This is a genomic window from Plantibacter sp. MCCC 1A11337 (assembly GCF_013349365.1).
Classification (GTDB): domain Bacteria; phylum Actinomycetota; class Actinomycetes; order Actinomycetales; family Microbacteriaceae; genus Plantibacter; species Plantibacter flavus_A.
The window spans coordinates 98,270-124,640 of the sequence record NZ_JABJWX010000001.1 but is presented as its reverse complement, the minus strand read 5'-3'; the positions used below and the strand labels follow the sequence as shown (position 1 = coordinate 124,640).

General features: G+C 69.4%; 26 protein-coding genes and 1 tRNA gene. 17 read left to right on the top strand and 10 right to left on the bottom strand.

Annotated elements, in window-relative coordinates; all coding sequences use genetic code 11:
* Positions 1–37 precede the first annotated feature (37 nt).
* Positions 38–1,636, top strand: coding sequence for a ribosomal protection-like ABC-F family protein (gene abc-f, locus HOW07_RS00595; RefSeq protein WP_056005615.1), 1,599 nt, complete (start codon positions 38–40; stop codon positions 1,634–1,636).
* A gap of 80 nt (positions 1,637–1,716) precedes the next feature.
* On the opposite strand, the gene HOW07_RS00590 is transcribed toward abc-f, so the two are convergent.
* Genes HOW07_RS00590 through HOW07_RS00580 form a run of 3 tightly spaced genes read right to left on the bottom strand, consistent with a single transcriptional unit; the run spans position 1,717 to position 3,091 of the window.
* A complete protein-coding gene (locus HOW07_RS00590) occupies positions 1,717–2,565 on the bottom strand; it encodes an SURF1 family protein (protein WP_071260209.1) in 849 nt (282 codons plus the stop codon).
* Positions 2,562–2,786 (bottom strand): hypothetical protein, encoded by a 225-nt coding sequence (locus HOW07_RS00585; protein ID WP_064296942.1) that lies wholly within the window; start codon positions 2,784–2,786, stop codon positions 2,562–2,564. Before HOW07_RS00585 ends, HOW07_RS00590 begins: the two co-directional genes overlap by 4 nt.
* Positions 2,783–3,091: a DUF3099 domain-containing protein gene (locus HOW07_RS00580; protein ID WP_064296943.1), complete on the bottom strand. Its 309-nt coding sequence runs from the start codon at positions 3,089–3,091 to the stop codon at positions 2,783–2,785. The genes HOW07_RS00585 and HOW07_RS00580 overlap by 4 nt, the downstream gene beginning before the upstream one ends.
* Before the next feature lie 161 nt (positions 3,092–3,252).
* Here HOW07_RS00580 and fabG point away from each other — a divergent pair, with 161 nt between their 5' ends.
* Positions 3,253–3,963, top strand: coding sequence for a 3-oxoacyl-ACP reductase FabG (fabG, locus tag HOW07_RS00575; RefSeq protein ID WP_175115820.1), 711 nt, complete (start codon positions 3,253–3,255; stop codon positions 3,961–3,963).
* A gap of 58 nt (positions 3,964–4,021) precedes the next feature.
* Here fabG and serB read toward each other — a convergent pair whose 3' ends face one another.
* Positions 4,022–4,696: a phosphoserine phosphatase SerB gene (gene serB / locus HOW07_RS00570; protein WP_064296945.1), complete on the bottom strand. Its 675-nt coding sequence runs from the start codon at positions 4,694–4,696 to the stop codon at positions 4,022–4,024.
* Positions 4,697–4,713: 17 nt separating this feature from the next.
* Complete coding sequence (locus HOW07_RS00565; protein WP_121290622.1) at positions 4,714–5,958, bottom strand: glucose-1-phosphate adenylyltransferase; 1,245 nt, start codon at positions 5,956–5,958, stop codon at positions 4,714–4,716.
* 45 nt (positions 5,959–6,003) lie between these two features.
* Here HOW07_RS00565 and glgA point away from each other — a divergent pair, with 45 nt between their 5' ends.
* The 3 genes from glgA (at position 6,004) to HOW07_RS00550 (ending at position 8,467) form a co-directional block, all read left to right on the top strand.
* Positions 6,004–7,185: a glycogen synthase gene (gene glgA / locus HOW07_RS00560; RefSeq protein WP_071260213.1), complete on the top strand. Its 1,182-nt coding sequence runs from the start codon at positions 6,004–6,006 to the stop codon at positions 7,183–7,185.
* 63 nt (positions 7,186–7,248) lie between these two features.
* The gene (locus HOW07_RS00555; RefSeq protein ID WP_175115819.1) at positions 7,249–8,061 is read left to right on the top strand and encodes an ABC transporter ATP-binding protein; all 813 of its coding nucleotides are present in this window, start codon (positions 7,249–7,251) and stop codon (positions 8,059–8,061) included.
* Positions 8,062–8,218: 157 nt separating this feature from the next.
* Complete coding sequence (locus tag HOW07_RS00550; RefSeq protein ID WP_056005588.1) at positions 8,219–8,467, top strand: type B 50S ribosomal protein L31; 249 nt, start codon at positions 8,219–8,221, stop codon at positions 8,465–8,467.
* Between the two features lie 73 nt (positions 8,468–8,540).
* On the opposite strand, the gene HOW07_RS00545 is transcribed toward HOW07_RS00550, so the two are convergent.
* A complete protein-coding gene (locus tag HOW07_RS00545) occupies positions 8,541–9,314 on the bottom strand; it encodes a 3'-5' exonuclease (RefSeq protein WP_371743536.1) in 774 nt (257 codons plus the stop codon).
* Between the two features lie 104 nt (positions 9,315–9,418).
* On the opposite strand from HOW07_RS00545, the gene HOW07_RS00540 reads away from it, so the two are divergent.
* A complete protein-coding gene (locus tag HOW07_RS00540) occupies positions 9,419–10,321 on the top strand; it encodes an alpha/beta fold hydrolase (protein ID WP_121290620.1) in 903 nt (300 codons plus the stop codon).
* Positions 10,322–10,325: 4 nt separating this feature from the next.
* Here the strand turns inward: HOW07_RS00540 and HOW07_RS00535 are convergent, their stop codons facing one another.
* Positions 10,326–11,228 (bottom strand): Sir2 family NAD-dependent protein deacetylase, encoded by a 903-nt coding sequence (locus HOW07_RS00535; RefSeq protein WP_175115818.1) that lies wholly within the window; start codon positions 11,226–11,228, stop codon positions 10,326–10,328.
* A 138-nt stretch (positions 11,229–11,366) separates the two neighbouring features.
* Here HOW07_RS00535 and HOW07_RS00530 point away from each other — a divergent pair, with 138 nt between their 5' ends.
* A complete protein-coding gene (locus HOW07_RS00530) occupies positions 11,367–12,170 on the top strand; it encodes an RNA methyltransferase (RefSeq protein ID WP_064296952.1) in 804 nt (267 codons plus the stop codon).
* An 85-nt stretch (positions 12,171–12,255) separates the two neighbouring features.
* Positions 12,256–13,500, top strand: a complete 1,245-nt coding sequence (locus HOW07_RS00525) for a D-alanyl-D-alanine carboxypeptidase (protein ID WP_175115817.1) — start codon at positions 12,256–12,258, stop codon at positions 13,498–13,500.
* Between the two features lie 38 nt (positions 13,501–13,538).
* On the opposite strand, the gene HOW07_RS00520 is transcribed toward HOW07_RS00525, so the two are convergent.
* Positions 13,539–14,348, bottom strand: coding sequence for an SGNH/GDSL hydrolase family protein (locus HOW07_RS00520; protein ID WP_064296953.1), 810 nt, complete (start codon positions 14,346–14,348; stop codon positions 13,539–13,541).
* 148 nt (positions 14,349–14,496) lie between these two features.
* Between HOW07_RS00520 and HOW07_RS00515 the strand changes: the two genes are divergently transcribed.
* A complete protein-coding gene (locus tag HOW07_RS00515; RefSeq protein WP_229938898.1) occupies positions 14,497–16,314 on the top strand; it encodes a DEAD/DEAH box helicase in 1,818 nt (605 codons plus the stop codon).
* A 317-nt stretch (positions 16,315–16,631) separates the two neighbouring features.
* Here the strand turns inward: HOW07_RS00515 and HOW07_RS00510 are convergent.
* Positions 16,632–16,715: transfer RNA gene (locus HOW07_RS00510), tRNA-Leu, on the bottom strand.
* A gap of 176 nt (positions 16,716–16,891) precedes the next feature.
* On the opposite strand from HOW07_RS00510, the gene HOW07_RS00505 reads away from it, so the two are divergent.
* The 3 genes from HOW07_RS00505 (at position 16,892) to mshC (ending at position 20,385) form a co-directional block, all read left to right on the top strand.
* Entirely contained in the window at positions 16,892–18,211 is a 1,320-nt protein-coding gene (locus HOW07_RS00505) for a M20/M25/M40 family metallo-hydrolase (RefSeq protein ID WP_085510930.1), read from the top strand.
* A 114-nt stretch (positions 18,212–18,325) separates the two neighbouring features.
* A complete protein-coding gene (locus tag HOW07_RS00500; RefSeq protein ID WP_071260226.1) occupies positions 18,326–19,150 on the top strand; it encodes an undecaprenyl-diphosphate phosphatase in 825 nt (274 codons plus the stop codon).
* On the top strand, positions 19,147–20,385 hold the full coding sequence (gene mshC / locus HOW07_RS00495) for a cysteine--1-D-myo-inosityl 2-amino-2-deoxy-alpha-D-glucopyranoside ligase (RefSeq protein WP_175115816.1): 1,239 nt from the start codon (positions 19,147–19,149) through the stop codon (positions 20,383–20,385). The genes HOW07_RS00500 and mshC overlap by 4 nt, the downstream gene beginning before the upstream one ends.
* 46 nt (positions 20,386–20,431) lie before the next feature.
* Here mshC and HOW07_RS00490 read toward each other — a convergent pair whose 3' ends face one another.
* Entirely contained in the window at positions 20,432–21,358 is a 927-nt protein-coding gene (locus tag HOW07_RS00490) for a PAC2 family protein (RefSeq protein WP_064296958.1), read from the bottom strand.
* Positions 21,359–21,439: 81 nt separating this feature from the next.
* On the opposite strand from HOW07_RS00490, the gene HOW07_RS00485 reads away from it, so the two are divergent.
* From HOW07_RS00485 to HOW07_RS00465, 5 genes are all read left to right on the top strand, one after another.
* Positions 21,440–22,144 carry an HAD family phosphatase gene (locus HOW07_RS00485; RefSeq protein WP_285039644.1) on the top strand — a complete coding sequence of 235 codons (705 nt, stop codon included), beginning with the start codon at positions 21,440–21,442 and terminating at the stop codon, positions 22,142–22,144.
* The gene (locus HOW07_RS00480; RefSeq protein WP_121290611.1) at positions 22,141–23,205 is read left to right on the top strand and encodes a tRNA (adenine-N1)-methyltransferase; all 1,065 of its coding nucleotides are present in this window, start codon (positions 22,141–22,143) and stop codon (positions 23,203–23,205) included. The genes HOW07_RS00485 and HOW07_RS00480 overlap by 4 nt, the downstream gene beginning before the upstream one ends.
* 71 nt (positions 23,206–23,276) lie before the next feature.
* Positions 23,277–24,233 (top strand): FKBP-type peptidyl-prolyl cis-trans isomerase, encoded by a 957-nt coding sequence (locus HOW07_RS00475; protein WP_175115815.1) that lies wholly within the window; start codon positions 23,277–23,279, stop codon positions 24,231–24,233.
* Between the two features lie 78 nt (positions 24,234–24,311).
* On the top strand, positions 24,312–25,352 hold the full coding sequence (locus HOW07_RS00470) for a YafY family protein (RefSeq protein WP_175115814.1): 1,041 nt from the start codon (positions 24,312–24,314) through the stop codon (positions 25,350–25,352).
* Positions 25,345–26,355 carry a YafY family protein gene (locus HOW07_RS00465; protein WP_079002542.1) on the top strand — a complete coding sequence of 337 codons (1,011 nt, stop codon included), beginning with the start codon at positions 25,345–25,347 and terminating at the stop codon, positions 26,353–26,355. Before HOW07_RS00470 ends, HOW07_RS00465 begins: the two co-directional genes overlap by 8 nt.
* Positions 26,356–26,371: the final 16 nt, after the last annotated feature.

The following is a 26,371-nucleotide window of genomic DNA, read 5'->3' as shown; positions in this document are numbered from 1 at the left end:
CGTTGTCGAAACGCACCCGAAGAAATGGACTATGCCTGTGCTGAGTGTGCACGACCTCGAGATCCGCGTGGGGGCACGCGTGCTCATGGAGCACGTGAACTTCCGCGTGTCCGCCGGCGACAAGATCGGCCTCGTCGGCCGTAACGGTGCCGGGAAGACGACCCTGACCAAGACGCTGGCGGGGGAGACCCTCCCGACGAACGGCAAGATCGATCGCGGTGGCGAGATCGGGTACCTGCCGCAGGACCCGCGTTCCGGCAACCCGGAGGACCTCGCCCGCACCCGTATCCTCGATGCGCGTGGTCTCGGCCAGCTCGCACTCGGCATGCACGAGTCGAGCATGGCCATGGCGAGCGACGACCCGAAGGTGGCGGAAGCCGCCATGAAGAAGTACGGCAACCTCACCGACCGGTTCAACGCGCTCGGCGGGTACGCCGCAGAGGCCGAGGCGGCCTCGATCGCGTCGAACCTGAACCTGCCCGATCGCATCCTCGATCAGCAGCTGAAGACGCTCTCGGGCGGACAGCGCCGCCGCATCGAACTCGCGCGCATCCTCTTCTCCGACGCCGAGACGCTCATCCTCGACGAGCCGACCAACCACCTCGACGCCGACTCCGTCGTCTGGCTGCGTGAGTTCCTCAAGCAGTACAAGGGCGGGTTCATCGTGATCTCGCACGACATCGAGCTCGTCGGCGAGACCGTCAACCGGGTCTTCTACCTCGATGCGAACCGCACCGTCATCGACATCTACAACATGAACTGGAAGAACTACCAGCGTCAGCGCGAGGCCGACGAGGAGCGCCGGAAGAAGGAGCGCACCAACGTCGAGAAGAAGGCGACCGCGCTCCAGCTCCAGGCGGCCAAGTTCGGTGCGAAGGCCAGCAAGGCGGCCGCAGCCCACCAGATGGTGGCTCGCGCCGAACGGATGCTCTCCGGCCTCGAGGAGGTCCGCGCGCAAGACCGCGTGGCCAAGCTGCGGTTCCCGACCCCGGCGCCCTGTGGCCGGACGCCGCTCATGGCGAGCAACCTGTCGAAGAGCTACGGCTCGCTCGAGATCTTCACGGCCGTCGACCTCGCGATCGACCGTGGCTCGAAGGTCGTCATCCTCGGATTCAACGGTGCGGGCAAGACGACCCTGCTGCGGATCCTCGCTGGAGTGGACCAGCCCGACACCGGGCAGCTCGAGCCCGGGCACGGCCTGCGGATCGGCTACTACGCGCAGGAGCACGAGACGATCGACGTGAAGCGCAGCGTGCTCGAGAACATGGTCTCCTCGTCGCCGAACATCACCGAGATGGAAGCGCGCAAGGTCCTCGGCTCGTTCCTGTTCACCGGCGACGACTCCAACAAGCTCGCGGGCGTGCTGTCCGGTGGCGAGAAGACGAGACTCGCTCTCGCGATGATCGTCGTCTCGGGCGCGAACATGCTCCTCCTGGACGAACCGACCAACAACCTCGACCCGGCCAGCCGTCTGGAGATCCTCGACGCGCTCGCCCACTACGAGGGTGCCGTCGTGCTCGTGAGTCACGATGAGGGCGCCGTCGAGGCGCTCAACCCCGAGCGAGTGCTCATCCTGCCCGACGGCGTCGAGGACCACTGGAACAAGGACTACCAGGACCTCGTCAGCCTGGCCTAGCGCCAGCGGGCCAGCGCTCCCGGTCCGTGAGCATCACCGGCCGGGTACGCACCGTCCGTCGACGGCTCGTCGCACTCGCGTCAGCGACTCGCTTCGAGGATCTCATCCTCGATGTCGGCGTCGGACCGTGCCTTCGCGGCGAGCCGTTCGGCGCGTGCAGCCGCACGCCGCTGCTCCTTCGGGTCGTCGGAATTCAGGATGCGGTACTCCTGACGGATGGCATAGGCGAGGAAGATGAAGCCCATCAGCGCGAAGACCACCCATTGCAGCGCGTACGAGAGGTGCATCCCCTCGTTCGGCTCGGGCTTGATCGGACCGAGCGGCGCCGCTTCGGCCGGCGCCGGGCTCTCCGAGAGGAGCATGCCGTACGCACCGGAGTAGAGCGTCTCGCCGCGGAGTTCGGCGATCTGCGGGAGGTTGATCGTGGCCACCTGCCCGTCGGCGGCCCCGCGGCCCGGGAGCGTCGGTTCGCCGGGTCGGATGCGGACGACGACCGAGACCTCTCCGCTCGGAGGCGCCGGGACCGACTCGGGTGCTTCGAGTGAATCGTTCGCGGCGACCCAGCCACGGTCGACGATGAACACGTCTCCGTCGGCGAGTCGGAGCGGCGTGAGGACGTTGAAGCCGGCCTGGTTGTTCCTGGGACGGTTCCGCACCAGCAGCTGCTCGTCAGGCAGGTAGGTGCCACTCATCGACACCGGGTGCCATTCGTCGGCCACGCTGAACGAGTCGAGCGACGGCAGCGCTTCGTCGAGCGGGATCGGAGTCGCGTCCCAGTTGGTCTCGATGCGCTGGACCTCCTCCTCCTTCTCGCTCGCCCGAGCGAGCTGCCAGTTGGAGAGCAGGACGCACACGATCGCGAACACGATCGCGACGCCGAGGTAGCCGAGCCAACGGCGGCTGAAGGCGAACCGCCAACCCGCGCTCATGAGCCGACCGCCGATGTCAACGGACGCCGCTCGAGGGGGAAGGAGCGGGCTTCGAGGAACGCCTCCAGGAAGTCGACGTGTTCGTCGCAGGCGGTCCAGACCTTCACGCGGTCCTCCGCGTGGATCTTCGGATTGCGCCACTCGATCCGCCAGCTCGCCGCCGCGCGGCAGCCGGCCCGGGAGCAGATCACGCCGTCGGGCTCGGCACCGAACCCGATCATGCCTGGTCGGTGGGACGAGGCGGAACCGAGTCGTCGACGATGATCGGCCGCTGGGACACGACGACACCGGTGGGGCGCTCGATGGCCCCCTGCGACGGCAGCGATCCGGCGTTCGCGATGATGACGGCGACGTACGGCAGGAAGATGGCACCGGCCGCGACCGCGAACATCCAACCGCCCTGGACGAACGGGAGCGCAGCGAGGCAAAGCAACCGGACACCCATGGTGATCGAGTACTTGATGAACCGCTGCCGGCGCTCCTGTTCGGGAGCCGGTGGGAGGGAGGTGATGCTCTGCTGCTTCATGCCACGACCAGCCTACGCGCTCGGCGGGTGGGCGAAGCCCCCAAATCACCGGGAGAACCGGAGGACCCCCATATGCTGGTACGGGTCCGCGGCCGGAACGCCGCGCGCCCCGACGGCCGCCGCACGAGTCGGCCGGTATCGCCGCAGGAGAGGAATCGACCATGACCGCACCACGCACCGTACTCGTCACCGGAGGCAACCGGGGGATCGGCTTCGCCATCGCCGAGGAGTTCGTCGCGCAGGGTCACCGCGTCGCCGTCACCGCTCGATCCGGCGAGGGCCCCGCGGGCACGTTGACGGTCCGCGCGGACGTCACCGATGCAGCCTCCGTCGACGCGGCGTTCAGCGAGATCGAGTCGGAGCTCGGCCCGGTCGAGGTGCTCGTCGCGAATGCGGGCATCACGAGGGACACCCTGCTCATGCGGATGAGTGAGGACGACTTCGACCAGGTGGTCGACACCAACCTCGGCGGTTCCTTCCGCGTCGTCAAGCGCGCGTCCAAGGGCATGCTCAAGGCACGCTTCGGACGCATCGTGCTCATCTCCAGCGTCGTGGGCCTCTACGGGTCGGCCGGTCAGGTCAACTACGCGGCCTCGAAGAGCGGCCTCATCGGCATGGCGCGATCCATCACCCGAGAGCTCGGTGCACGCGGGATCACGGCGAACGTGATCGCCCCGGGGTTCATCGAGACCGACATGACCGCCGAACTACCCGCCGAGACCCAGGCCGAGTACAAGAAGAGCATCCCGGCAGCGCGTTTCGCGAGTGCGAACGAGGTCGCGAAGGTCGTCACGTGGATCGCCGGTGACGACGCGGGCTACATCTCCGGCGCCGTGATCCCGGTCGACGGCGGCCTCGGCATGGGTCACTGACCCGGGCAGCACCGCACCGAACAGCACCCGACCTCGGGCGCTGACCCCGACGCGCGGATCAGAGCCCGAGGAGCGGGAGGACGCCGGCGAGGTCGACCCGCCCGGCGACGACGTCGGCATGGCGGCGGACGATCGGCTTCGCGTTGAACGCGACCGAGAGCCCGGCGACGGCCATCATCTCGAGGTCGTTGGCTCCGTCGCCGATCGCGATCGTCCGTGCCAACGGCACGCCGTCCTCGTCGGCCCACTCCTGCAGTGCGGCCGCCTTCGCCGCCGCGTCGATGATGGGACCGCTGAGGCCTCCCGTCAACCGACCGTCGGCCGTCTCGAGGCGGTTCGCCCGCACATGGTCGAGGCCGAGTGCCTCGGCGAGCGGGTCGAGCAGTTCATGGAACCCGCCGGACACGACACCGATCCGTGACCCGTGCGCATGCAGCCGGCCGATCAGCGTCTCCAGGCCGGTCGTCGTCCGGATCCGTTCGGCGATCACCGGGATCCGGTCGACGGGCAGGCCCGCGAGCGTCGCGACCCGGGCCCGGAGGCTGTCGGCGAAGTCGAGGTCACCGCGCATGGCGCGCTCGGTGATGGCGGCGACCTCGGGGAGGCTGCCGACCTCCTCGGCGAGGAGCTCGATCACCTCGTTCTCGATGAGCGTCGAGTCGGCGTCGAGGACCGCGAGGAACCGGACGCCTCGTCCGGCCTGTGGGGGGAGTGCTGCTTCTGGATCCGCCACTGCCGAACGCTCGGTACTCATGGAACGACGCGTACTCCCTTGCCAACCACGGTGAGACCGGATTCGGTGACGGTGAAGCCGCGAGCGCGGTCACGGTCGTGGTCGACACCGACGCTCGCGCCGGAGGTGACCACCACATCCTTGTCCAGGATAGCCCGCTTGACGACGGCGTCCGGTTCGATGTGGACCTTGTCGAACACGACCGAGTCGGAGACGTGGGCGCCGGATTCCACGAGCGCCCATGGCCCGAGGACACTGCGCTCGATGTGGGCACCGGACAGCAGCGAACCGAGGGAGACGATCGAGTCGATGGTCTGGCCGAGGTTGCCCTTCGCGTCCCGCACGAACTTCGCCGGCGGCGAGTTCAGCTGAGAACTGAAGATCGGCCAGTCGCGGTTGTACAGGTTGAAGATCGGGAGGGTCGAGATGAGGTCCTGGTGGGCCTCGTAGAACGATTCGATCGTCCCCACGTCGCGCCAGTAGTAGCGATCGCGATCCGTCGATCCGGGTACATCGTTCCGCTGGAGGTCGTAGACGCCCGCCTGGCCGCGATCGACGAAGTACGGGACGATGTCGCCACCCATGTCGTGATTCGAGCTCGTCACCTCGCCGTCGTCGATGACCGCCTGCATGAGGGCGTCGGCGTCGAAGACGTAGTTGCCCATCGAGGCGAGCACCTCACCGGGGGAGTCGGGCAGGCCCGGTGCGTCGAGCGGCTTCTCGAGGAAGCGGGCGATGGTCGTCGGGTCGTCCGCGTCGACGTCGATGACGCCGAACTGGTCGGCGAGGGAGATGGGCTGACGGATCGCGGCGACCGTCGCCTTCTTGCCCGAGGCGATGTGCGCCTCGATCATCTGCGCGAAGTCCATGCGGTAGACGTGGTCGGCGCCGACGACCACGACGATGTCGGGCTTCTCGTCGCGGATCAGGTTGAGGCTCTGCAGGATCGCGTCGGCGGATCCGCTGAACCAGCGCTTCCCGAGACGCTGCTGCGCCGGCACGGACGCGACATAGGAGTCGAGCAGGCCGGACAACCGCCAGGTCTGCGAGACGTGGCGGTCGAGGCTGTGGGACTTGTACTGGGTGAGGACGACGATCTGGGTGAGTCCGGAGTTGATGAGGTTCGACAGCGCGAAATCGATCAGACGGTACTGCCCGCCGAACGGTACGGCCGGTTTTGCGCGGTCTGCGGTCAGCGGCATCAACCGCTTCCCTTCCCCACCAGCGAGGACGATTCCGAAGATCTTCTTTGAGGCGGCCATGGCTTCACAATAGATGCCGGACGAGACCTGTACTAGCGTCTAGACATGCGAGTTGATCTTGTGACAAAGGAGTACCCGCCGGAGATCTACGGCGGCGCAGGCGTCCACGTGTCGGAGCTGGTGAAATCCCTCCGTAGCGACATCGACGTGACCGTGCGCTGCTTCGGCGCTCCACGCGACGAGGCCGACACCGTCGCCTACGGTGTCCCGGCCGAGCTCCAGGGGGCGAACGGCGCCCTCACGACACTCGGGACGGACCTCCTGATCGCCCAGGACGTCGCCGGAGCAGACCTCGTGCACTCGCACACCTGGTACGCGAACGGCGCCGGTCACCTCGCGTCGCTGCTGCACGGCATCCCGCACGTCGTGACCGCGCACAGTCTGGAGCCGCTCCGCCCGTGGAAGGCCGAGCAGCTCGGCGGCGGGTACCGCGTGTCCAGTTGGATCGAGCAGTCCGCCTACGAAGGCGCCGCGGCCGTCGTGGCGGTCAGCGACGGCATGCGTCGCGACATCCTGCGGTCGTACCCGAGCCTCGACCCGGCCAAGGTGCAGGTCATCTACAACGGCATCGACCTGACCGACTGGCAGCCACGCGTGGACGACGAGCTGCTGCGGTCGCTCGGCATCGACCCGTCCCGTCCCTCCGTCGTCTTCGTCGGTCGGATCACCCGTCAGAAGGGGCTGCCGTACCTGCTCCGCGCGGCCCGCCTGCTACCGCCCGACGTGCAGCTCATCCTGTGCGCCGGCGCTCCCGACACCCCCGAGATCCTCACCGAGGTCAAGGGGCTCGTCGAGGAGCTGCAGCGCGAGCGCACCGGGGTCGTGTGGATCGAACGGCTGCTCCCGCGTCACGAGCTGTGCACCGTCCTCACCGCCGCCACGACCTTCGTGTGCCCGTCGATCTACGAGCCGCTCGGCATCGTCAACCTCGAGGCGATGGCCTGCGGTGCCGCCGTGGTCGGGACGGGGACCGGCGGCATCCCTGAGGTCGTGCAGGACGGTGTGACCGGGAGGATCGTCCCCCTCGCGCAGGCGTCCGACGGCACCGGCACCCCGCTCGACCCGGAGCGTTTCGTCGCCGACCTCGCCGCCACCCTCACCGAGGTCGTCCAGGATCCCGCCCAGGCGAGGGCCTACGGGGCCGCTGGTCGCCGACGCGCGGAGTCCGACTTCAGCTGGTCGCGCATCGCCACCCAGACCGCGGAGCTGTACCGCAGCCTGGTCTGAACCACCTGCGGACACCTCGGAGGACGGCGACGCGCGACGAGTCTTGGCGGATAGGCTAGGACCATGCCGAGCGTGTTGCAGTTCTCCGATGTGTCCGTCGTCCGCAATCTCAACCCCATCCTCGATGGCGTCGACTGGACGGTGACGGGCGACCAGCGATGGATCGTCCTCGGCCCGAACGGCGCAGGCAAGACGACGCTCCTGCAGCTCGCGGCGACGCTCATCCACCCCTCGAAGGGCACGGTCTCCGTGCTCGACGAGACGCTCGGCCGGGTCGACGTCTTCGAGCTGCGACCGCGCATCGGCTTCGCGTCCTCCGCCCTCGCGAAGCGGGTGCCGCCGGAGGAGACCGTCCTGGACGTCGTGCTCACGGCGGCCTACTCGGTCACCGGCCGCTGGGTCGAGCAGTACGAGGACATCGATGTGAAGCGTGCCTCGCGGGTTCTCGCCGAATGGAAGCTCGACCACCTCGCCGACCGCCGTTTCGGCACGCTCAGCGACGGCGAGCAGAAGCGCGTGCAGATCGCGCGGGCCATCATGACCGACCCCGAACTCCTCCTGCTCGACGAGCCGGCCGCGAGCCTCGACCTCGGCACGCGCGAGGAGCTCGTCGAGCTGCTCGGCGGCTACGCGAGCGCCGACGACTCACCGGCGATCATCATGGTGACCCACCACGTCGAGGAGATCCCCGTCGGCTTCACGCACGTCCTGCTCGTTCGCGACGGCGGCGTCGTCGCCGCCGGACCGATCGCCGAGACCCTCACGGCCGAGCACCTCAGTGAGACCTTCGACCTCCCGATCGAGCTGACCGAGGAGGACGGACGCTTCCACGCCCGCTCCGCCCGCGCCGGACGCTCGGCCGTCGCCCTCTCCTGACGGCCGTGCCTCGGCGGGTCGACCTCGGCAGGCGAGCAGACGCGCGCCGAGTCTGGTAAAGTCGACCTTTGGCTCGCGGAGCCAAGAGCTTTCTGCCTCGTGCCTGGAGTTCCGAGCGCGGGTACTACCCACACCATCCACTCAACAAGGACTGCTGATGAAATCTGACATCCACCCCACGTACGAAGCCGTCGTCTTCCGCGACCTCGCCTCCGGCGCGACGTTCCTTACGCGCTCGACGGTCTCGTCGGGCAAGACGATCGACCTCGACGGCGTCACCTACCCGGTGATCGACGTGGAGATCTCGTCCGAGTCGCACCCGTTCTACACGGGCAAGCAGCGCATCATGGACTCCGCCGGTCGCGTCGAGAAGTTCAACCAGCGCTTCAAGGGCTTCGGCAAGTAGTCCTTCCGCTGTCATACACGAACGCCCCGATCCTCGGATCGGGGCGTTCGTCGTCGTGGGGAGTCCGTGCGACTCAGATACCGATGGGCAGCTGGTCCGCTGGGACGATGACCGGCGTCTCGGGTCGAGCGGCAGGGCGTCCGGTGCGGATGGGCCAAGCGCCTTCGGCGACGAATTCGGGGTCGCGCACGCGGCGCATGTAGGACTGGAAGCTCTCCGCCTGCTCGAGCGACCAGGTCCGCTGAGCCTCGTGCAGCTCGTCCACGCTCGTCGGCAACGCGTCGGCGTAGCGTCGGCCGATGGCCTGAGCGACGCGTCCGGCGGCGACGGCGTCCACGCCCGCGTCGTGCGCACCCTCCAGTGGAACGCCGTGCAGGGCGGCGACGACCTCGAGCGTCCGCTTGCCGCGGCGGAACGTGTCGAGCCGTCGGTCGAGGATCAGCGGGTCGACGACGGGGGACGGGGCGGTGATCGAGGTCACCCCGTGTCGCTCCGCCTCGAAGTGCAGGAGGGAGAAGTCGTAGGGCGCGTTGTAGGCGACCACCGGGGTCCGTGCGGCGAACAGTTCGGTGAGGACGGACACGATCTCTCCGACGACGGCCGGTGCCGGACGCCCCTCCGCCCGGGCACGCTCCGTCGTGACGCCGTGGATCTCGGCGGCGCGAGCGGGGATCTCGACCCCGGGGTCGGCCATCCAGGACCACGAGCGTTCGACCGAACCGTCCGCGGCGATGACACCGACGAAGGCGGTCACGATGCGACTCGTCTCCACCTCGATGCCGGTCGTCTCGAGATCGAAGACCGCCAGGCGGTCCGTCCAGTGGGGGTTCGCGTCGACCGTGTTCACGCCTTCACCCTATGACGCACCTCCGACAGGGGCCTGTGCCACGCCGGGACGGCACGCTCCGCGTCGTCGGGTGAACGCGGAGCCGGACTGCCTAGACTGAGTGGATGCCCGTCGAATCACCGTACGCCGACCAGCTCGACCGCATCCCCGTCCGGGAGCGCTCGCTCATCGTGGACGGAGCCGAGACCCGGTTCTGGGATTACGGCGACCGAGAGGCGTCGACGACGATCGTCATGGTGCACGGGTTCCGCGGCGACCACCACGGCCTCGAACCGGTCGTCGCGCAGCTCTCCGGATTCCGGATCATCGCTCCGGACCTCCCCGGCTTCGGCAGCTCCGCACCCTTCCCCGACGCCACCCACTCCGTCGAGGGGTACGCAGCCTGGCTGGGACGGTTCATCGAGGAGCTGCACCTGACCGGCCGGGTCGTCCTGCTCGGGCACTCGTTCGGCTCGATCGTGTCGAGCGCCGCCGTCGCCGGGGGACTCCGACCGGACGACCTCGTCCTCGTGAACCCGATCGCCGCCCCGGCGCTCCAGGGCCCTCGAGGTGTCCTGACGAGGCTCGCGGTCTTCTACTACTGGTCGTCCGCGAAGCTCCCGAAACGCCTGGGCTTCGCCTTCCTCCGCAACAAGGGTGTCGTCCGCATCATGAGCGTCGCGATGGCGAAGACGAAGGACCCGGCGCTCCGTCGGTGGATCCACGCCCAGCACGACCAGTACTTCAGCGCCTTCGCCGACCGGGAGGTCGTCCTCGAGTCGTTCACCGCCTCGGTCAGCCACGACGTCAGCGAGTACGCCGACCGCATCCCCAGCCGCACGCTGCTCATCGCCGCCGAGCGCGACGACATCACGCCCGTGGCCGCGCAGTACGCGCTCGCGAAGCGGTTCGCCGACGCGCAGCTGCACGTCATCCCGGGCGTCGGACACCTCATCCACTACGAGGAGCCGCACGACGCGGCGCAACGCCTCACCGCGTTCCTCGCGGACGACCACACCGACGCCTGAGGCGTCAGGCGTCGGTCGCCTCCTGCGAGACGACGCTCGTGAACGCGGACGGGACCAGGCGAGCGGCGATCCCGGTGAGCGTCTCACTGGCGCCCGCGTCGAGCTTCACGTCCGCACGGCCGTCCGCCTTCGTGACGCCACGGTTGATGACGACGATCGGCATCCGCTTCCGGCGGGCGAGTTCGAGGAGCCGGATCCCCGAGTTGACCACGAGCGACGACCCGGCGATCACGAGTGCGTCGGCGCCGCGCACGAGTGCCGCCGCCTCGGCGTACTTCTCCGTGGGGATGAACTCGCCGAAGAAGACCACGTCCGGCTTCAACATGCCACCGCAGACCGTGCACACGGGGACGACGATCTCGTCCACGCGCCCGACCTCGGCATCGCCGTCCGGGTTGATCGTCACGTCCGTCTCGGTGTCGAGCCAGGGGTTCAGCGACGTCATGCGCTCCGCGATGCTCGACCTGGCGTAGCTCTGCCCGCAGGAGAGACAGCTGACGCGGTCCATCGACCCGTGCAGGTCGACGACGCGGCGCGAGCCGGCCCTGACGTGGAGGCCGTCGACGTTCTGCGTGATGACGCCGTCGGCGATGCCGGCCTCCTCGAGGAGCGCGATCGCCCGGTGGCCGGCGTTCGGTCGAGCGCCGTCGAACCGCTTCCACCCGAGGTGGCTGCCGGCCCAGTAGCGTTTGCGCGCGGCGTCGTCGTTGGACAGGAACTGGTCGACCGTCATGGGGGTCCGCACCGGAGCGCCCTGGCCCCGATAGTCGGGGATGCCGGAGTCCGTGCTGACGCCGGCCCCGGTGAGGAAGGCGACGCGTCGGTCCGCGAGCAGCTCGATCGCCCGTTCGAGCCCGGCCTCGGCCGTCTCGTCAGCGGGATCCCCTGCTGCGATCAGCGTGCTCATGCCTGCTCCGTCCATCCGTCCGCGATGATCGGAGTGCTCCGGGCCATCGCTTCCCCTGAGTCTAAACGGCCTCGTTTTCGATCGTGTTCCCACTCTGGCAAGGTGGAGGTCGAACATCGCGTCGAGAGGACGTCTCCCATGCAGGTCATCCGGATCACCGATCTCGACGACGGACGACTCGACGACTACGCGCGGCTGACGGACGTCGCCCTCCGCCGGGTGTCCGAACCCGCGGGTGGCCTGTACATCGCCGAGTCCACGAAGGTCATGGAACGTGCGCTGCGCGCCGGGCACCGACCGCGATCGGTCCTGCTGCAGGAGAAGTGGCTCGACGACGTCTCGCCACTCCTCGAGGACCACGACGTCCCGGTCTTCGTCGGCGAGCCCGCACTCCTGGAGCAGCTGACGGGCTTCCACCTGCACCGGGGAGCGCTCGCGGCGATGCACCGCCCACCGCTCGCCGACCCCGCCGAGCTCCTCGCCGACGCCCGCCGCGTGGTCATCCTCGAAGACATCGTCGACCACACCAACGTCGGCGCCATCTTCCGCTCCGTCGCCGGCCTCGGTGCCGACGCGGTCCTGATCACCCCGCGCTGCGCCGACCCGCTGTACCGCCGGAGCGTCCGCGTCAGCATGGGAACGGTCCTGCAGGTACCGTGGACCCGCCTGCCGGAATGGGATGTCGCATCCGACGTCCTGCGGGATGCCGGCTTCGAGACGGCCGCCCTCGCTCTGGCCGACGACGCCGTGGACCTCGACACCTATGCTCGGACCGCCCCGGAACGGCTCGCCATCGTGCTCGGCGCTGAAGGTGACGGTCTGAGCGCCTCGGCCCTCGCCGCCGCCGACACGATCGTGACCATCCCGATGCTCCACGGCGTCGACTCGCTGAACGTCGCGTCGGCCAGTGCCGTCGCCCTCTGGGAGCTCCGGGTCCGCTGACCACGGTCCAACGCTGCTCTCCGGGCAGCCGCACGGCGGCAGGTCGCGACAGGGGACGTGCAGGAGCGCCGGGTAGCATGACCGGGTGCCACTCACGAGACGACAGATCTATCGCCGCCGCCGTCTCGCCGTCTTCGGCGTCCTCGCCCTCCTGATCGGGCTGTTCGGGTACAGCGCAGGCGCGCTGCTCCGACCGGTCCCGGCCGCGGCTGCGACGCTCGAAGCCGGCGACGCCCTCACGACCTCGCTCGTCCAGCAGACCACACCGGTCGCCTGGCCCGGATTCGGGCGGGGCGCCCTCGGTGCCGTCGGGTTCAACGGCGTCCTGAGTTCGAGTGGCGAACAGACGCCGTTCCCCATCGCGAGCATCACCAAGACGATCACCTCCCTCGTCGTGCTGGAGGCCAAGCCCCTCGCCGCGGGCGATCAGGGCCCGTCCATCACGCTGACCGACGCCGACGTCGGGTTCTACTACGACACCATCGCGGAGAACGGTTCAGCGGCACCCGTCGTCGCCGGGTCGGTGTTCACCCAGCGGCAGATGCTCGAAGCGCTCCTCCTCCCGTCGGCGAACAACTACAGCATCTCGCTCGCCGTCTGGGCCTTCGGTTCGGTCGACGCGTACCTCGACGCGGCGCGCGCCTGGCTCGATGCACACGGGCTGACGGGCACGACCGTCACGAACACGAGCGGCCTGGGCGAGACGAACGTCAGCACCCCGAGCGACCTCGTGACCATCGGCAAGCTCGTGCTCGCCGACCCGGTGCTCTCCTCGATCGTCAAGGAGCCCACCGCGGTGCTGCCCGCCATCGGCGAGGTCGAGAACACGAACGCCCTCCTCGGCCGGTACGGGGTGACCGGCATGAAGACGGGGACCGACGACGCCTCCGGCGCCTGCCTGCTGTTCTCCGCCGACCTCCAGGTGGAGGGGCGGACGGTGACCGTCGTCGGCGTCATCCTCGGTGCCGACGACCACACCGTGCTCAACGAGGCCGTGGTCTCCCTGTTGCAGAGCGTGCCGGCCGGATTCCACCAGGTCCAGCTCGCCACCGCCGGGCATTCGGTCGGCTCCTACTCGACCGCGTGGGACGAGGCGGCGAAGGTCGTCGTGGCGTCCGACGCCTCCGTGCTGGTCTGGCAGGACACCCCGATCACCGTCGAGAGCCGCGCCAGAGCCATCGAGGCGGGTGCCGCCGGTTCGACGGTCGGGAAGCTCAGCTACACCGTGGGTGCCGGCGCGGAGGGCGGTGCGGCGACGATCGACGTCCCACTGGCTCTCGACGCGGACATCGCCCCGGTCACGCCATGGTGGCGCCTGACCAACCCGTGACCGCAGCGAACGCCGGAGCCCGGGCGATGGACCGACGGTCAGACGTCGAGTTCCTGGTCCTGGGCTGCAACCGTCAGGAAGGGTCCGGCGATCGGTCGCTTGGCGGTGATGTGGTCGCCGGACGACTGGTGCCGCACCCGGCGGAGCACCCAGGGCACGAGGTACTCCCGCGCCCAGGCGAGGTCCTCGGTCCGGGCCTGACGCCAACGCCGCACGGGCAGCGGCTCCGGCTGCAGCGGCTTGAGGTCGTTCTCCACGTTCAGCGCGTGGAGGACGAGGCGGGCGACCTCGTGATGGCCGAGCGCGTTCAGATGCAGCCGGTCCGGGGCCCACATCCGCGGATCCTGGATCGCCTGGAGCGACCACTGATCGGCGATGATGCAGTCGTGTCGGGCGGCGATGGCCCGCAGGTTCTCGTTGTAGATCGCGACCTTGCCGCGGATGCTCCGGAACACGGGGGAGAAGCCGACGTCGACGCCGGTGAACAGCACGACCGTCGCTCCGTCGCTCCGAAGCCGGATGATCGCCTGCTCGAGTCGTCTGGCGATGTCATCGGGGTCGGTGCCGGGCCGGATCACGTCGTTGCCGCCCGCGGAGATCGTGATGAGGTCCGGGTGCAGCTCCAGGGCCGGCTCCACCTGGTCGTCGAGGATCTGTTGCGCGAGCTTGCCGCGGACCGCGAGGTTGGCGTAGGCGAAGTCCGAGTTCTGCGCGGCCAGCACCTCGGCGACCCGATCGGCCCACCCGCGGTGCCCGCCCGGCGCACCCGGCTCGGGATCGCCGATCCCCTCGGTGAACGAGTCGCCGATGGCGACGTACCGCGACCAGGGATGGTGCTGTTCGGTCATGGGTGGTTCCTCCTGCTGTGCATCCGGAACCTCCAGCGTACGCCCGCCCCTCGGGTGGCGGATCAGTCGCGAGTCGGACATCCGGACGGCTGTCGAGGCCCCACACGATGGTCGGCGGTGTCGGTTCGGCCGGGTACAGTGGTCTCCAGTGAACGCGGAAATCTCTTCGACCCAGCACCTGGGCGGGTCCGCAGCCGAACACCTCTCACCGGCCTTCCCGGAACGTGCAGCGTGGGGCACGGCGAGCAAGCTTCGAGCCTGGCAGGCCGAGGCGCTCGAGCAGTACTTCACCACCGAACCCCGTGACTTCCTCGCGGCGGCGACACCGGGCGCAGGCAAGACGACGTTCGCGCTGCGGCTCGCCTCCGAACTCCTCCATCGCGGCACGATCGACCGCATCACGGTCGTCGCCCCGACCGACCACCTGAAGCGTCAGTGGGCCGAGGCCGCGAGCCGGGTCGGCATCCGCCTCGACCCGAACTTCGCGAACCGCGACCAGGTCTTCGGCCGCCACTACCACGGCGTCGCCGTCACCTATGCCCAGGTCGCGGCGAACCCGCCCGTCCATCAGCGCACGACCGATTCGGGTCGCACCCTCGTCATCCTCGACGAGGTCCACCACGGCGGCGACGCCCTGAGCTGGGGCGACGGCATCCACGAGGCGTTCTCGCGGGCGACCCGCCGGCTGTCCCTGACCGGGACCCCGTTCCGGTCGGACACGGCACCGATCCCGTTCGTGGTCTACCAGCCTGATCACCAGGGCATCCGGACCTCCGTCACCGACTACAACTACGGATACGGTCGCGCGCTCCAGGACGGGGTCGTCCGTCCGGTGCTCTTCATGGTCTACGCCGGCCACATGCGCTGGCGGACCAAGGCCGGCGACGAGATGGAGGCCCGCCTCGGCGAGGGCAACACGAAGGACATCACCTCCGCTGCCTGGCGCACCGCACTCGATCCGCAGGGCGACTGGATCCCGGCGGTCCTGAAGTCCGCCGACCTCCGGCTGTCCGAGGTCCGTCAGGCGGTCCCGGACGCCGGCGGACTCGTGATCGCCACCGACCAGACGACCGCCCGGGCCTACGCGGCGATCCTGCACGAGCTGACGGGGGAGCAGCCCACCGTCGTCCTCTCCGACGAGAAGGAGGCCAGCGACCGGATCGCCGACTTCTCGGGGAACACCAAGCGCTGGATGGTCGCGGTCCGCATGGTGTCGGAAGGCGTCGACGTCCCACGACTCGCCGTCGGCGTCTACGCGACGTCCTCCGCCACACCACTGTTCTTCGCGCAGGCGATCGGGCGATTCGTCCGGGCCAGACGACGCGGCGAGATCGCGAGCATCTTCCTTCCGAACGTACCGAACCTGATGGCCCTCGCGGAGAAACTCGAGCTCGAACGCGACCACGCACTCGACCGCCCGAGCGACCCGGACGCGGAGGGCGACCTCTTCAATCCGGAGGACGCGATGATGGCGGCCGCGGAGCGCGAGGACAAGGCCTCCGATTCACTCCTCGAGGAGTTCACCTGGCAGGCCGTCTCCTCGGACGCGCACTTCGACCGGGTCGTGTTCGACGGCGACGAGTTCGGCGAGCTCGCCCAGCCCGGCACCGAGGAGGAGTTCGACTTCATCGGGTTCCCCGGGCTCCTCGAACCTGAACAGGTGCACGAGTTGCTCGTGCAACGCCAGAGCCGGCAGGCCAAGCGCGGGGCGTTCGTCGACAAGAACGCAGCCTCGCCGAGTCCGCAGGCGGACATCCCCGCTCCGCTGTACCGCACGCTCAAGGAACAGCGCCAGGTGCTCAACACCCTGGTCGGTCTCTACGCGAAGCACACGAAGGAGCCGCACGGACTCGTGCACGCCGAACTGCGACGCGTCTGCGGCGGACCCGCGGTGGCACAGGCGAGCGTGACGCAGCTGCAGTCGCGCATCGACCTGCTCCGTCGGCGCCTCGGCCACGGGCACTGAGGACGGCACCGCTCCTCACGCGCGTCCTCCTGCCCTTCGACAGGCTCAGGGACCGGCGTGTTCCGGGCGGGACGCTCCCGGTCACTGAGCTTGTCGAAGTGCCCTCCAGGGACCACCAGCTCGGTCGCCCCTTCGACAGGCTCAGGGTCCGGCGGAGGAGGGCCCGGTACCGGCGGAGCAGGGCCCAGGACCGGCGAAGGTGTGCGGGATCTCGCTCAAACGGCGATGATCTCGGGTGTCGGCGTGTCGTGGAGTGCGGCGGGAAAACAAGAACGGCCGGAGCTTTCGCTCCGGCCGTTCGCCGTCTCAACACGGTGTGCGCGAAGGGGGACTTGAACCCCCACGCCCGTAAGGGCACTAGCACCTCAAGCTAGCGCGTCTGCCATTTCCGCCACCCGCGCGTGTTGTGATCGTGTCCGGCTTTCGCTGGGCACGAGAAGAAACTCTAGCACGGATTTCGACAGCCGTTCACCACCTCGTAGCGCCGGAGGATCTGCTCGACGGGCTCGGGCCGTGCGCCGACCGCGCAGAACGGGGGAGAGGTGCAGCGGTCAGGGCCGACGGGTAGCGTGGAACCATGACCTCCGGCTCAGACGCATCCGACCTCACGCTCGACGAGACCACGCGGATCGCGCGGGACCTCATCCGCATGGACACGACGAACTACGGTGAGGGCCGCTCCAACGGCGAGACGGAGGCCGCCGAGTACGTCGAGGCGTACCTCCGCGACCTCGGTCTGGAGCCGGAGCTGATCGACGCCGCTCCGGGCCGGACCAGCGTGGTCGCACGGGTCGCCGGTGCGAACCCCGAGAAGCCGGCGCTCGTCGTGCACGGGCACCTCGACGTGGTGCCCGCCGATCCTGCGAACTGGTCGGTGGACCCCTTCGGCGGTGAGATCAAGGACGGCCTGCTGTGGGGACGCGGGGCCGTCGACATGAAGAACATGGACGCGATGATCCTCGCGTCGCTCCGCGAGATCCTCGGCAGCGGCCGTCGGCCCGAACGCGACCTCGTGATCGCGATGTTCTCGGACGAGGAGAACGGCGGCGTGTTCGGCTCGCACCACCTCGTGACGGAACGACCGGAGCTCTTCGCCGGCGCGACCGAGGCGATCAGCGAGGTCGGCGGGTACTCGATCACCTTCGGCGGACGCCGCTCCTACCTCCTCCAGACCTCGGAGAAGGCCCTCGTCTGGATCAAACTGGTCGCGACCGGACGAGCGGCCCACGGATCCCGCTACGTGCAGGACAACGCCGTCACCCGCCTCGCGGAAGCGGTGGCGGCCATCGGACGCACCGAGTGGCCCGTCCGACTCACCGACACCACGGAGCAGCTGCTCCGTGAGATCGCCACCATCCTCGGCACCACGCCCGAACGGCTCGGCCCGGACGAGCTCGCCCTCGCGACGGGTACGGCCTCCGGCTTCATCCAGGCCTCGCTCCGCACGACGAGCAACCCGACCCTGCTGCAGGCCGGATACAAGCACAACGTGATCCCCGATCGCGCCGAGGCGCTCGTCGACATCCGCACCCTGCCCGGCGAGGAGGACGCCGTGCTCGCGCGCGTCGCGGAGATCGTCGGTGAGGACATCGAGATCGTCGTCATGCACCGCGACATCGGCCTCGAGACCCCGTTCTCGGGTCCGCTCGTCGACGCGGTCGTCGAGACCCTCGGGCGCCATGACCCCGGCGCCCCGGTGCTCCCGTACATGCTCTCCGGCGGTACCGACAACAAGGCGCTCTCGCTCCTCGGCATCACCGGGTACGGCTTCGCTCCGCTGCGCCTGCCGGAACACCTGGACTTCCCCGCGATGTTCCACGGAGTCGACGAGCGCGTGCCGCTCGACGCGCTAGGGTTTGGCAAGCAGGTCCTCACGGACCTCCTCCTCGACTACTGACTTCCCACGGTCCGTCTCCGCGCCCTCCGAGCCGCGAGACGCTCCAGGAGCCGCCCCGCCGACGACTGCCGGATCCGGCCGAACACCAGCCATCCGGCTGCAGAAAGGTGCCCTGTGGACCTCATCAACGCCATCATCCTCGGACTCGTCCAGGGACTCACCGAGTTCCTCCCGATCTCGTCGAGCGCACACCTGCGCATCCTCGGCGAGTTCCTCCCCGGAGCGAAGGACCCTGGCGCGGCGTTCACGGCGATCACCCAGATCGGTACCGAGGCCGCCGTCGTGGTGTTCTTCTGGCGCGACATCGTCCGCATCATCTCGTCCTGGTGCAAAGCCCTCGTCGGCAAGATCCCGAGGGATGACGCCGACGCCCGCATGGGGTGGCTGATCATCATCGGCAGCCTCCCCATCGTCGTGCTCGGCCTGTTGTTCCAGGACGAGATCGAGACGACCTTCCGGTCGCTGTGGATCGTCGCGATCATGCTCATCGTGTTCGGCATCCTGCTCGGTGTCGCCGACGCGGTCGGTGCGAAGAAGCGACGTCTGAAGAGCCTGACCTACCGCGACGGCGCGATCTTCGGAGGCGCCCAGGCCCTCGCTCTCATCCCCGGCGTCTCCCGCTCCGGCGGCACGATCACCGCCGGGCTGTTCATGGGCTACGAGCGCCGTGCTGCGGCGCGGTACGCCTTCCTGCTCGCGATCCCCGCGGTGTTCGGCAGCGGCTTCTACCAGGTCTTCAAGAGCATCGGCGAGCCGAGCCCGTACGGACCGGTCGAGACGCTCGTCGCCACCGTCATCGCGTTCGTCGTCGGCCTCGCGGTCATCGCCTTCTTCATGAGCTACATCTCGAAGCGCAGCTTCCTGCCCTTCGTCGTCTACCGCATCGTGCTCGGCGTCGTCCTGCTGGTGCTGCTCGGCACGGGCGTGATCAACGCGTGAGGGCCTGGTCCGCCCCGGTCGTCCCGAAGCTGCCCGGCTCCGGCGCGGCCCCGTGTCTCTGGGACACCCCGAGCGCCGGGCTCATCGAAGCCTCCGCCGAACGCACGGCGCGGTTGTACGTCTGCGGCATCACGCCGTACGACGCGACCCACCTCGGCCACGCGTCGAGCTACCTGGCCTACGACACCCTGCAGCGCGTCTGGCTGGACGCCGGCTACGAGGTGCACTACGCCCAGAACGTCACCGATGTGGACGACCCGCTGCTCGAGCGGGCCACCGCGACCGGCGTCGACTGGGTCGAACTCGCAGCGAGCCAGGTCGAACTCTTCCGGAGCGACATGGAACGCCTCAGCATCCTTCCCCCCGAGGACTACGTCGCGGTCACCGAGGTCATCGGGCCGATCGCCGACGCCGTCGCGCTCCTCGTCGAACGCGGTGTCGCCTACTCGGTCGACACCCCGGACAGCACCGCCGGAGACGACGTCTACTTCGACGTGCGCGCCGCGGCCGACGACGTCTGGCACCTCGGCGCGGAGAGTGGACTCGACGAGGCCACGATGGCCGCGTTCTTCGCCGAGCGCGGGGGAGACCCCGACCGAGCCGGGAAACGCGACGCCTTCGATCCGCTGCTCTGGCGGGCGGCGCGCGACGGCGAGCCGAGCTGGGAGTCAGCCGTCGGCCGAGGGCGTCCCGGTTGGCACATCGAGTGCTCGGTCATCGCCCTCCAGCATCTCGGATCGGACTTCACGGTCCAGGGCGGCGGCTCCGACCTCGTCTTCCCACACCACGATCTGAGTGCCGGGCACGCCGCGGCGCTGTCCGGCCGCCCGCTCGCCAAGGTGTTCAGCCACGCCGGCATGGTCGCCTACGAGGGCACGAAGATGTCGAAGTCCCTCGGCAACCTCGTCCTCGTCTCACGCTTGGCCGCCGACGGTGCAGACCCCTCGGCCATCCGGCTCGCGATCCTCGCGAACCACTACCGCAGTGACTGGGAATGGCACGACGAGCACCTCGTCCTGGCCGATCGTCGGCTCAGGACCTGGCGTTCGTCCTTCGCGACGGACAGCGCGAGTGGAGCATCCGCCGTCGAGCTGCTGCAGGCGATGCGGGTGCGACTGGCCGACGACCTCGACACCCCGGGTGCCATCGCACTCGTCGACGCCGCAGCGACGACCGGCGTCGACGACGCCGACCTCGCGCGGTCGGCCGTCGACGCGCTCCTCGGCGTGCGCTGAGCAGGACGGCGACTCACCGGAATCACCCCGCCGCGATGGGACCCGGCTACTCGCGGTCCTTCCGCCAGGGCTCGTCGCCCTTGCCCTCGTCCCGACGGAGGTACCGCTCGAACTCCTTGGCGATGGCCTCGCCGCTCGCCTCGGGCGACTCGACGGTGTCGCGCGCCTGCTCCAGCTGCTGGATGTAGGCGGCCATGTCCTCGTCTTCGGCGGCGAGCGTGTCGATCCCGCTCTGCCACTCACCGGACTCCTCGACGAGGGCTCCGCGGGGGATGACGACGTCGATGAGTTCCTCGAGCTTGTCGATCAGCGCCAACACGGCTTTCGGGGAGGGCGCGCTGTGCACGTAGTGGGGGACCGAGGCCCAGACCGACAGACTCTGGACGCCCTGCCGCTCGGCGGCGTCGGCCAGCACGCTGAGGATGCCGACCGGTCCTTCGTAGGTGCTGCGTTCGAGCTGCAGCGCCTGCCGCAGCTCAGCGTTCTCGCTCGAGGCGAAGACCGAGATCGGTCGCGTGTGCGGGACGTCGGCGAGCATCGCACCGAGCATCACCATGCCGGTGATGCGCTGCTCGGTGATCACGGCGAGGATCTCGTCGACGAACGCCTTCCATCCGCGCGACGGCTCGGCACCGAGCAGCACGTAGACGTTGTCGCCGCCGCCCTCGCTGACGCGGAGCGCGGCGTCCTCCGCCAATGGGGTCGCGGGCTTCGCCGCCTCGGGGTCAGGCCCCGAGATCGTGGTACCGGGCCAGGTCAGGGACCGTTTGCCGTCCTCATCGACGCCGACCGTCGGCCGGTTGAACTGGTAGTCGTAGTAGGGCTCCGGGTCGATCTCGAGCAGCGGGCGGAGGGCGAGCGAGTCGCGAAGCACGCGCACCGCGCCGCTCGCCGCCTCGCCGGCGTCGTTCCAACCCTCGAACGCCACGACGAGCAGGCGACCGCCCAGCGGCTCCTTGGTGTCTTCCGTCACGTCTCACTCCTCGGTGCACGGGGACCTTCCGCGACCATCCATCCAGGATAGGCGCTTCGGCACCCGGTAGCATGGCACCCCGTGACCACTCTCCTCCCTGCCGCAGTCCTCTGGGACATGGACGGCACCGTCGTCGACACCGAGCCCTACTGGATGGAGGCCGAGACCGAGCTGGTCGCGGCCCACGGCGGCACCTGGACCCATGAGGACGGCCTCCTGCTCGTCGGGAACGGCCTCTGGGACTCCGCCGCCGTCCTCCAGGGCCGCGGCGTCGCGCTGGACGCGGACACGATCGTCACCCACCTCACGGACCACGTCCGGCGCCTCATCCAGGAACGCGGCGTCCCGTTCCGTCCCGGTGCCCAGGAGCTGCTCCGCGAGCTCCGGGAGGCCGGCGTGCCGACGGCGCTCGTCACCATGTCGATCCGGTCCATGGCCGAGGACATCGCAGGCGGCATCCCGTTCGACGCGTTCGACCTCATCGTCGCCGGCGACGAGGTCGAGCAGCCCAAGCCCCATCCTGACCCCTACCTCAGAGCCGCAGCGGCACTCGGCGTCGACCCGCGCGAGTGCATCGCGATCGAGGACTCCGCCACCGGTCTCGCGTCCGCGCTCGCAGCGGGGACCATCGCCGTGTCCGTCCCGCACATCGTGCCGATCCCCGAGGGCCCGCACCACACCACCTGGGACACCCTCGCCGGGCGCTCCGTCGCCGACCTCGCCGAGCTGCGCTCGACCGCGGGCGGCACCACCCACCACCCCGAGACAGAGGCAGCACAGCGATGAGCGCGAACCACCAGCCGGCGAACAGCGGCCCCTTCCGCGAGGGTGACCGCGTGCAGCTGACCGGACCGAAGGGGCGGAAGAACACCATCACGCTGGAGGCCGGCAAGGTCTTCCACACGCACCGCGGGATGATCGAGCACACCTCGATCATCGGTCTGCCGGACGGCAGCGTCGTCGCCAACACCGAGGGCATCGAGCACCTCGCACTCCGGCCGCTGCTGGTCGACTTCGTGATGTCGATGCCTCGCGGTGCCGCCATCATCTACCCGAAGGACGCGGCCGAGATCATCGGACAGGCGGACATCTTCCCCGGCGCGACGGTCGTCGAGGCCGGTGTCGGTTCCGGCGCGCTCTCCCTCTGGCTCCTCCGGGCCATCGGGCCGTCGGGCAGGCTGGCCTCCTTCGAGCGCCGGGACGAGTTCGCCGATGTCGCGCGAGGCAACGTCGCGACCTTCTTCGGTTACGACCCGCAGAACTGGTCGGTCACGGTCGGCGACCTCCAGGAGACCCTGCCCGACACGATGCCCGCCGAGTCCGTCGACCGCGTGGTGCTCGACATGCTCGCACCGTGGGAGTGCCTCGACGCCGCGTGGGAGGCGCTGAAGCCCGGCGGAGTGATCCTCTGCTACGTCGCCACGGTCACCCAGCTGTCGCGCGTCGCCGAGGCGATCCGAGGGACGGGCGGCTTCACGAACCCGCAGTCGAACGAGACGATGATGCGCGGGTGGCACGTCGAGGGGCTCGCCGTCCGACCGGACCACCGGATGATCGGGCACACGGGCTTCCTCATCACCGCACGGAAGCTCGCGCCCGGCACGGTCCTGCCCGAGCTCAAGCGACGCGCCTCGAAGAGCGACTTCAGCGCCGAGGACGTCGAGCTGTGGACGCCGGGCGCCCTCGGGGAACGTTCCGCGAGTGCGAAGATCCTGCGGAAGCGCGCCAGGAGCGCCGGGGCGAGCGCCGAGCTCTCCCGGGCACGGGGCCTCGACGGTGACAGCGCGGGGCCGGACGAGTCGATCGAACCGTCCGCCGCTGAGCCGGCTCTCGGCGACGATCGTTGACCCCGGTTCACGTCGACTAAACTGTGCGACGGCGACCTGCCGTCCCACCCGTACCACCGAAACGAGGATCCGTGCGCACTGCACCAGCTCTCATCGCCGCAGCAGGCCTCCTGCTCGTCTCCCTCACCGGGTGCACCGCGCCGGGCTCGGCCTCCTGCGACACCGCGGCGTCCGCCGGCGACGCGACGAAACTCATCAGCGTGTCCGGTGACTTCGGATCCACCCCGAAGGTGGACCTCCCGACGCCGCTGTACACGAAGACGACGGAGCGCCAGGTCGTCATCCAGGGCGACGGTCAGCAGGTCTCGGCCGACGGTACCGTCAACCTCAACCTGATGCTCCTCAACGGACGCACCGGGGACGTCCTGCAGCAGACGGACTTCAACGGGCCCGCGAGCACCCTCATCGCCCTGTCCGGAAGCCTCCCCGGCTTCGCGAAGGCGTTCGCCTGCACGACGGTCGGATCCCGCGTCGTCGCGGCGATCTCACCCGAGGACGCCTTCGGCCCGAGCGGTGGCAGCGAGGCGAACGGCATCAAGAAGGACGACGCGATCATCCTCGTCGCCGACATCCAGGGTGCGGCGCTGCCCAAGGCCGACGGCGCCGAGCGCCCGATCCCGTCGGGGTTCCCGTCCGTCGTGACCGCTCCGAGCGGCCAGCCCGGCATCACCATCCCGGCGGCCCCCGCCCCGACCGAGACGAAGCACACCCTGTCCCGCGTCGGCGACGGTGCCACGGTCAAGGCCGGCGACCAGGTCATCGTCAACTACACCGGTGTGCTGTGGGATCAGAAGAGCGTCTTCGACAGCAGCTGGGAGAAGGGTCAGCCCCTCGTCTTCCAGGCCGACGGCGGTCAGATGATCAAGGCCTTCAACGACGCGGTCGTCGGCCAGCAGGTCGGCTCGCAGATCATCCTCGTGGTGGCGCCGAAGGACGGCTACGGCGAGCAGGGGTCGGGCAGCGTCCCGGCCGGCGCGACGCTCGTGTTCGTCATCGACGTGCTCGGCACCCAGCGCGCGGCACAGTAACCGACACGCCTCGGAGACGGCCCGTCCAACGCCCGCGTCGCGGGTGGGGGACGGGCCGTCCGTCGGTAGACTGGACCGGTGTCCTCAGCCAGCGAGTCCCCGAAGCCGGTCCCGGTGGAGGAGCGACTCTTCAGCCTCGTGCTCGCGCTCCTCGCCACGCAGACCGGCCTGACGAAGAACGAGATCCTGTCGACCGTCCAGGGGTACCGCCAGCAGTATTCGAGTGGCGGCGGCAACGCCAGCCTCGAGCGACAGTTCGAGCGCGACAAGGACAACATCCGCGAACTCGGCGTCCCGCTCGAGACGATCGAACAGCCGGGTGAACCCGGCAACAACCAGTCGATGCGCTATCGGATCCCGAAGGGCGCCTACGAGCTTCCCACCGACGTCCGGTTCACCCCGGCGGAGCTGTCACTGCTGTCGCTCGCCGCCACGGTGTGGCGTGAGGGGTCGCTCTCCGGCCAGTCGCAGCGCGCGATGACGAAGTTGCGGTCGCTCGGCATCGAGCCCGACGAACCGATCATCGGATACGCGCCGAGACTCCGCACCCGGGAGGCCTCGTTCGAACCGCTCGACGCGGCGCTCGAACGTCGGTCCGTGGTCGCCTTCCCCTACCTGAAGCCCGGCGAGGCGCGGCCACGCGTCCGCACCGTCGCACCGTTGGCGCTCGTCCAGCACGAGGGTCGTTGGCACCTCTACGCCACCGACCGGACGGTGGACGAGCCCCGGACGTTCCTCCTGTCGCGGATCGTCGGTCCGGTCAAGCCGACGGGGGAGTCGTTCCCCGCCGAGGACCGCGACCACGCCGCCGACGCGATCGACGGCCTGCGCCGCGTGTCCTCGTCGCAGCGTGCCCTCGTCCGTGTCCGGCCCGGGACCGACGCCGCGGCCCGCCTCGGCAACCGCTACGGCGTCAGCGACACGGAGCGCACGGAACTCACCATCCCGTACCTCGACCACCACATCCTCGCCGACGAGCTCGCCGGGTTCGGCCCGGAGGTCGTCGTCCTCGACCCTCCGGCACTCGTCGAGGCCGTGGCGTCCAGACTCGAGCTGGTCGTCGCCCGCCACCGCGCGACCGACGACGCACCCCACCCCGAGGAGGCCGCCCGTGGCTAAGCGACCGGCGGCGCCCCGCGCCCAGGACAAGCTGATCTTCCTCCTCTCGCTCGTGCCGTACCTCATCGACCGTGAGCGGGTGACGGTCGACGAGGCCGCGCGGCATTTCGGCCTGTCCCCGCGCCAGATCCGCGAAGCGGTCGAGCTCTTGACGGTGTCCGGCGTGCCGGGCGACACCCGGCAGTACCTCGCCGGCGACCTCTTCGACATCGACTGGGGCAGCTTCGAGGAGGACGACGAGATCGTCCTCACCCACCGGGTCGCGCTCGACGACAGTCCTCGCTTCTCAGCCCGCGAGGCCTCGGCCCTCATCGCCGGTCTGCAGTCGCTCCAGCGCCTCCCCGAGTTCGTCGACAGCGACGTCATCGGGGGCGTGATGGCGAAACTCGCCCGCGGGGCGTCGTCGGCTCCGGGCCAGCTCGCGGTCACCGAGTCCTACTCCGCGCACGCGGTGGGCATCATCCGGTCGGCTCTGGCCGCCGGCCACAGCGTCGCGTTCGACTACGTCGATGCGAGCGGGGCGACCGAGGCGAGGCTGGTGGACCCACTGCGTCTCGAATCCCAGGACCAGGACTGGTACCTCTACGGGTGGTGCCACCTGCGCGAGGCGACGCGTCGCTTCCGTCTCGATCGGATGACCGAGCTGCGCGAGACCGATGCCGAGGTCGTGTTCCGCGAAGCGGACGTCGTCGTCCCGACCGCGTTGTTCGAGCCGAGCGACTCCGATCGCAACGTCACCGTGCTCGTCCGACGCTCGGTCCTCCCGCTCATCGACGACTACGTGGTCGCCGTCGACAGCGCGCCAGGCGGCCCCGCAGCCCGCGAAGACGCCGATGTCGAGGTCACCGCGACCCTGCGCCTCGCTCACCATCACGGCCTCAAACGACTGGTCGCCGCGCACCCCGGGCTCATCACGGTGCTCGGGCCGGCGGATGCCCGCGATGCGGTCGCCGATTGGGCGGCCGCCGGCCTCGCGCAGTACCGCACGACATCCGGAAGCTGACTCCCGAGACTCCCGG

Excerpts from the sequence above, each read along its gene's own strand:
- HOW07_RS00590 (WP_071260209.1), bottom strand. The coding sequence starts at position 2,565 with ATGAGCGCGGGTTGGCGGTTCGCCTTCAGCCGCCGTTGGCTCGGCTAC.
- HOW07_RS00585 (WP_064296942.1), bottom strand. The coding sequence starts at position 2,786 with ATGATCGGGTTCGGTGCCGAGCCCGACGGCGTGATCTGCTCCCGGGCC.
- HOW07_RS00580 (WP_064296943.1), bottom strand. The coding sequence starts at position 3,091 with ATGAAGCAGCAGAGCATCACCTCCCTCCCACCGGCTCCCGAACAGGAG.
- fabG (WP_175115820.1), top strand. The coding sequence starts at position 3,253 with ATGACCGCACCACGCACCGTACTCGTCACCGGAGGCAACCGGGGGATC.
- HOW07_RS00565 (WP_121290622.1), bottom strand. The coding sequence starts at position 5,958 with ATGGCCGCCTCAAAGAAGATCTTCGGAATCGTCCTCGCTGGTGGGGAA.
- glgA (WP_071260213.1), top strand. The coding sequence starts at position 6,004 with ATGCGAGTTGATCTTGTGACAAAGGAGTACCCGCCGGAGATCTACGGC.
- HOW07_RS00555 (WP_175115819.1), top strand. The coding sequence starts at position 7,249 with ATGCCGAGCGTGTTGCAGTTCTCCGATGTGTCCGTCGTCCGCAATCTC.
- HOW07_RS00550 (WP_056005588.1), top strand. The coding sequence starts at position 8,219 with ATGAAATCTGACATCCACCCCACGTACGAAGCCGTCGTCTTCCGCGAC.
- HOW07_RS00540 (WP_121290620.1), top strand. The coding sequence starts at position 9,419 with ATGCCCGTCGAATCACCGTACGCCGACCAGCTCGACCGCATCCCCGTC.
- HOW07_RS00535 (WP_175115818.1), bottom strand. The coding sequence starts at position 11,228 with ATGAGCACGCTGATCGCAGCAGGGGATCCCGCTGACGAGACGGCCGAG.
- HOW07_RS00530 (WP_064296952.1), top strand. The coding sequence starts at position 11,367 with ATGCAGGTCATCCGGATCACCGATCTCGACGACGGACGACTCGACGAC.
- HOW07_RS00520 (WP_064296953.1), bottom strand. The coding sequence starts at position 14,348 with ATGACCGAACAGCACCATCCCTGGTCGCGGTACGTCGCCATCGGCGAC.
- HOW07_RS00505 (WP_085510930.1), top strand. The coding sequence starts at position 16,892 with ATGACCTCCGGCTCAGACGCATCCGACCTCACGCTCGACGAGACCACG.
- HOW07_RS00480 (WP_121290611.1), top strand. The coding sequence starts at position 22,141 with ATGAGCGCGAACCACCAGCCGGCGAACAGCGGCCCCTTCCGCGAGGGT.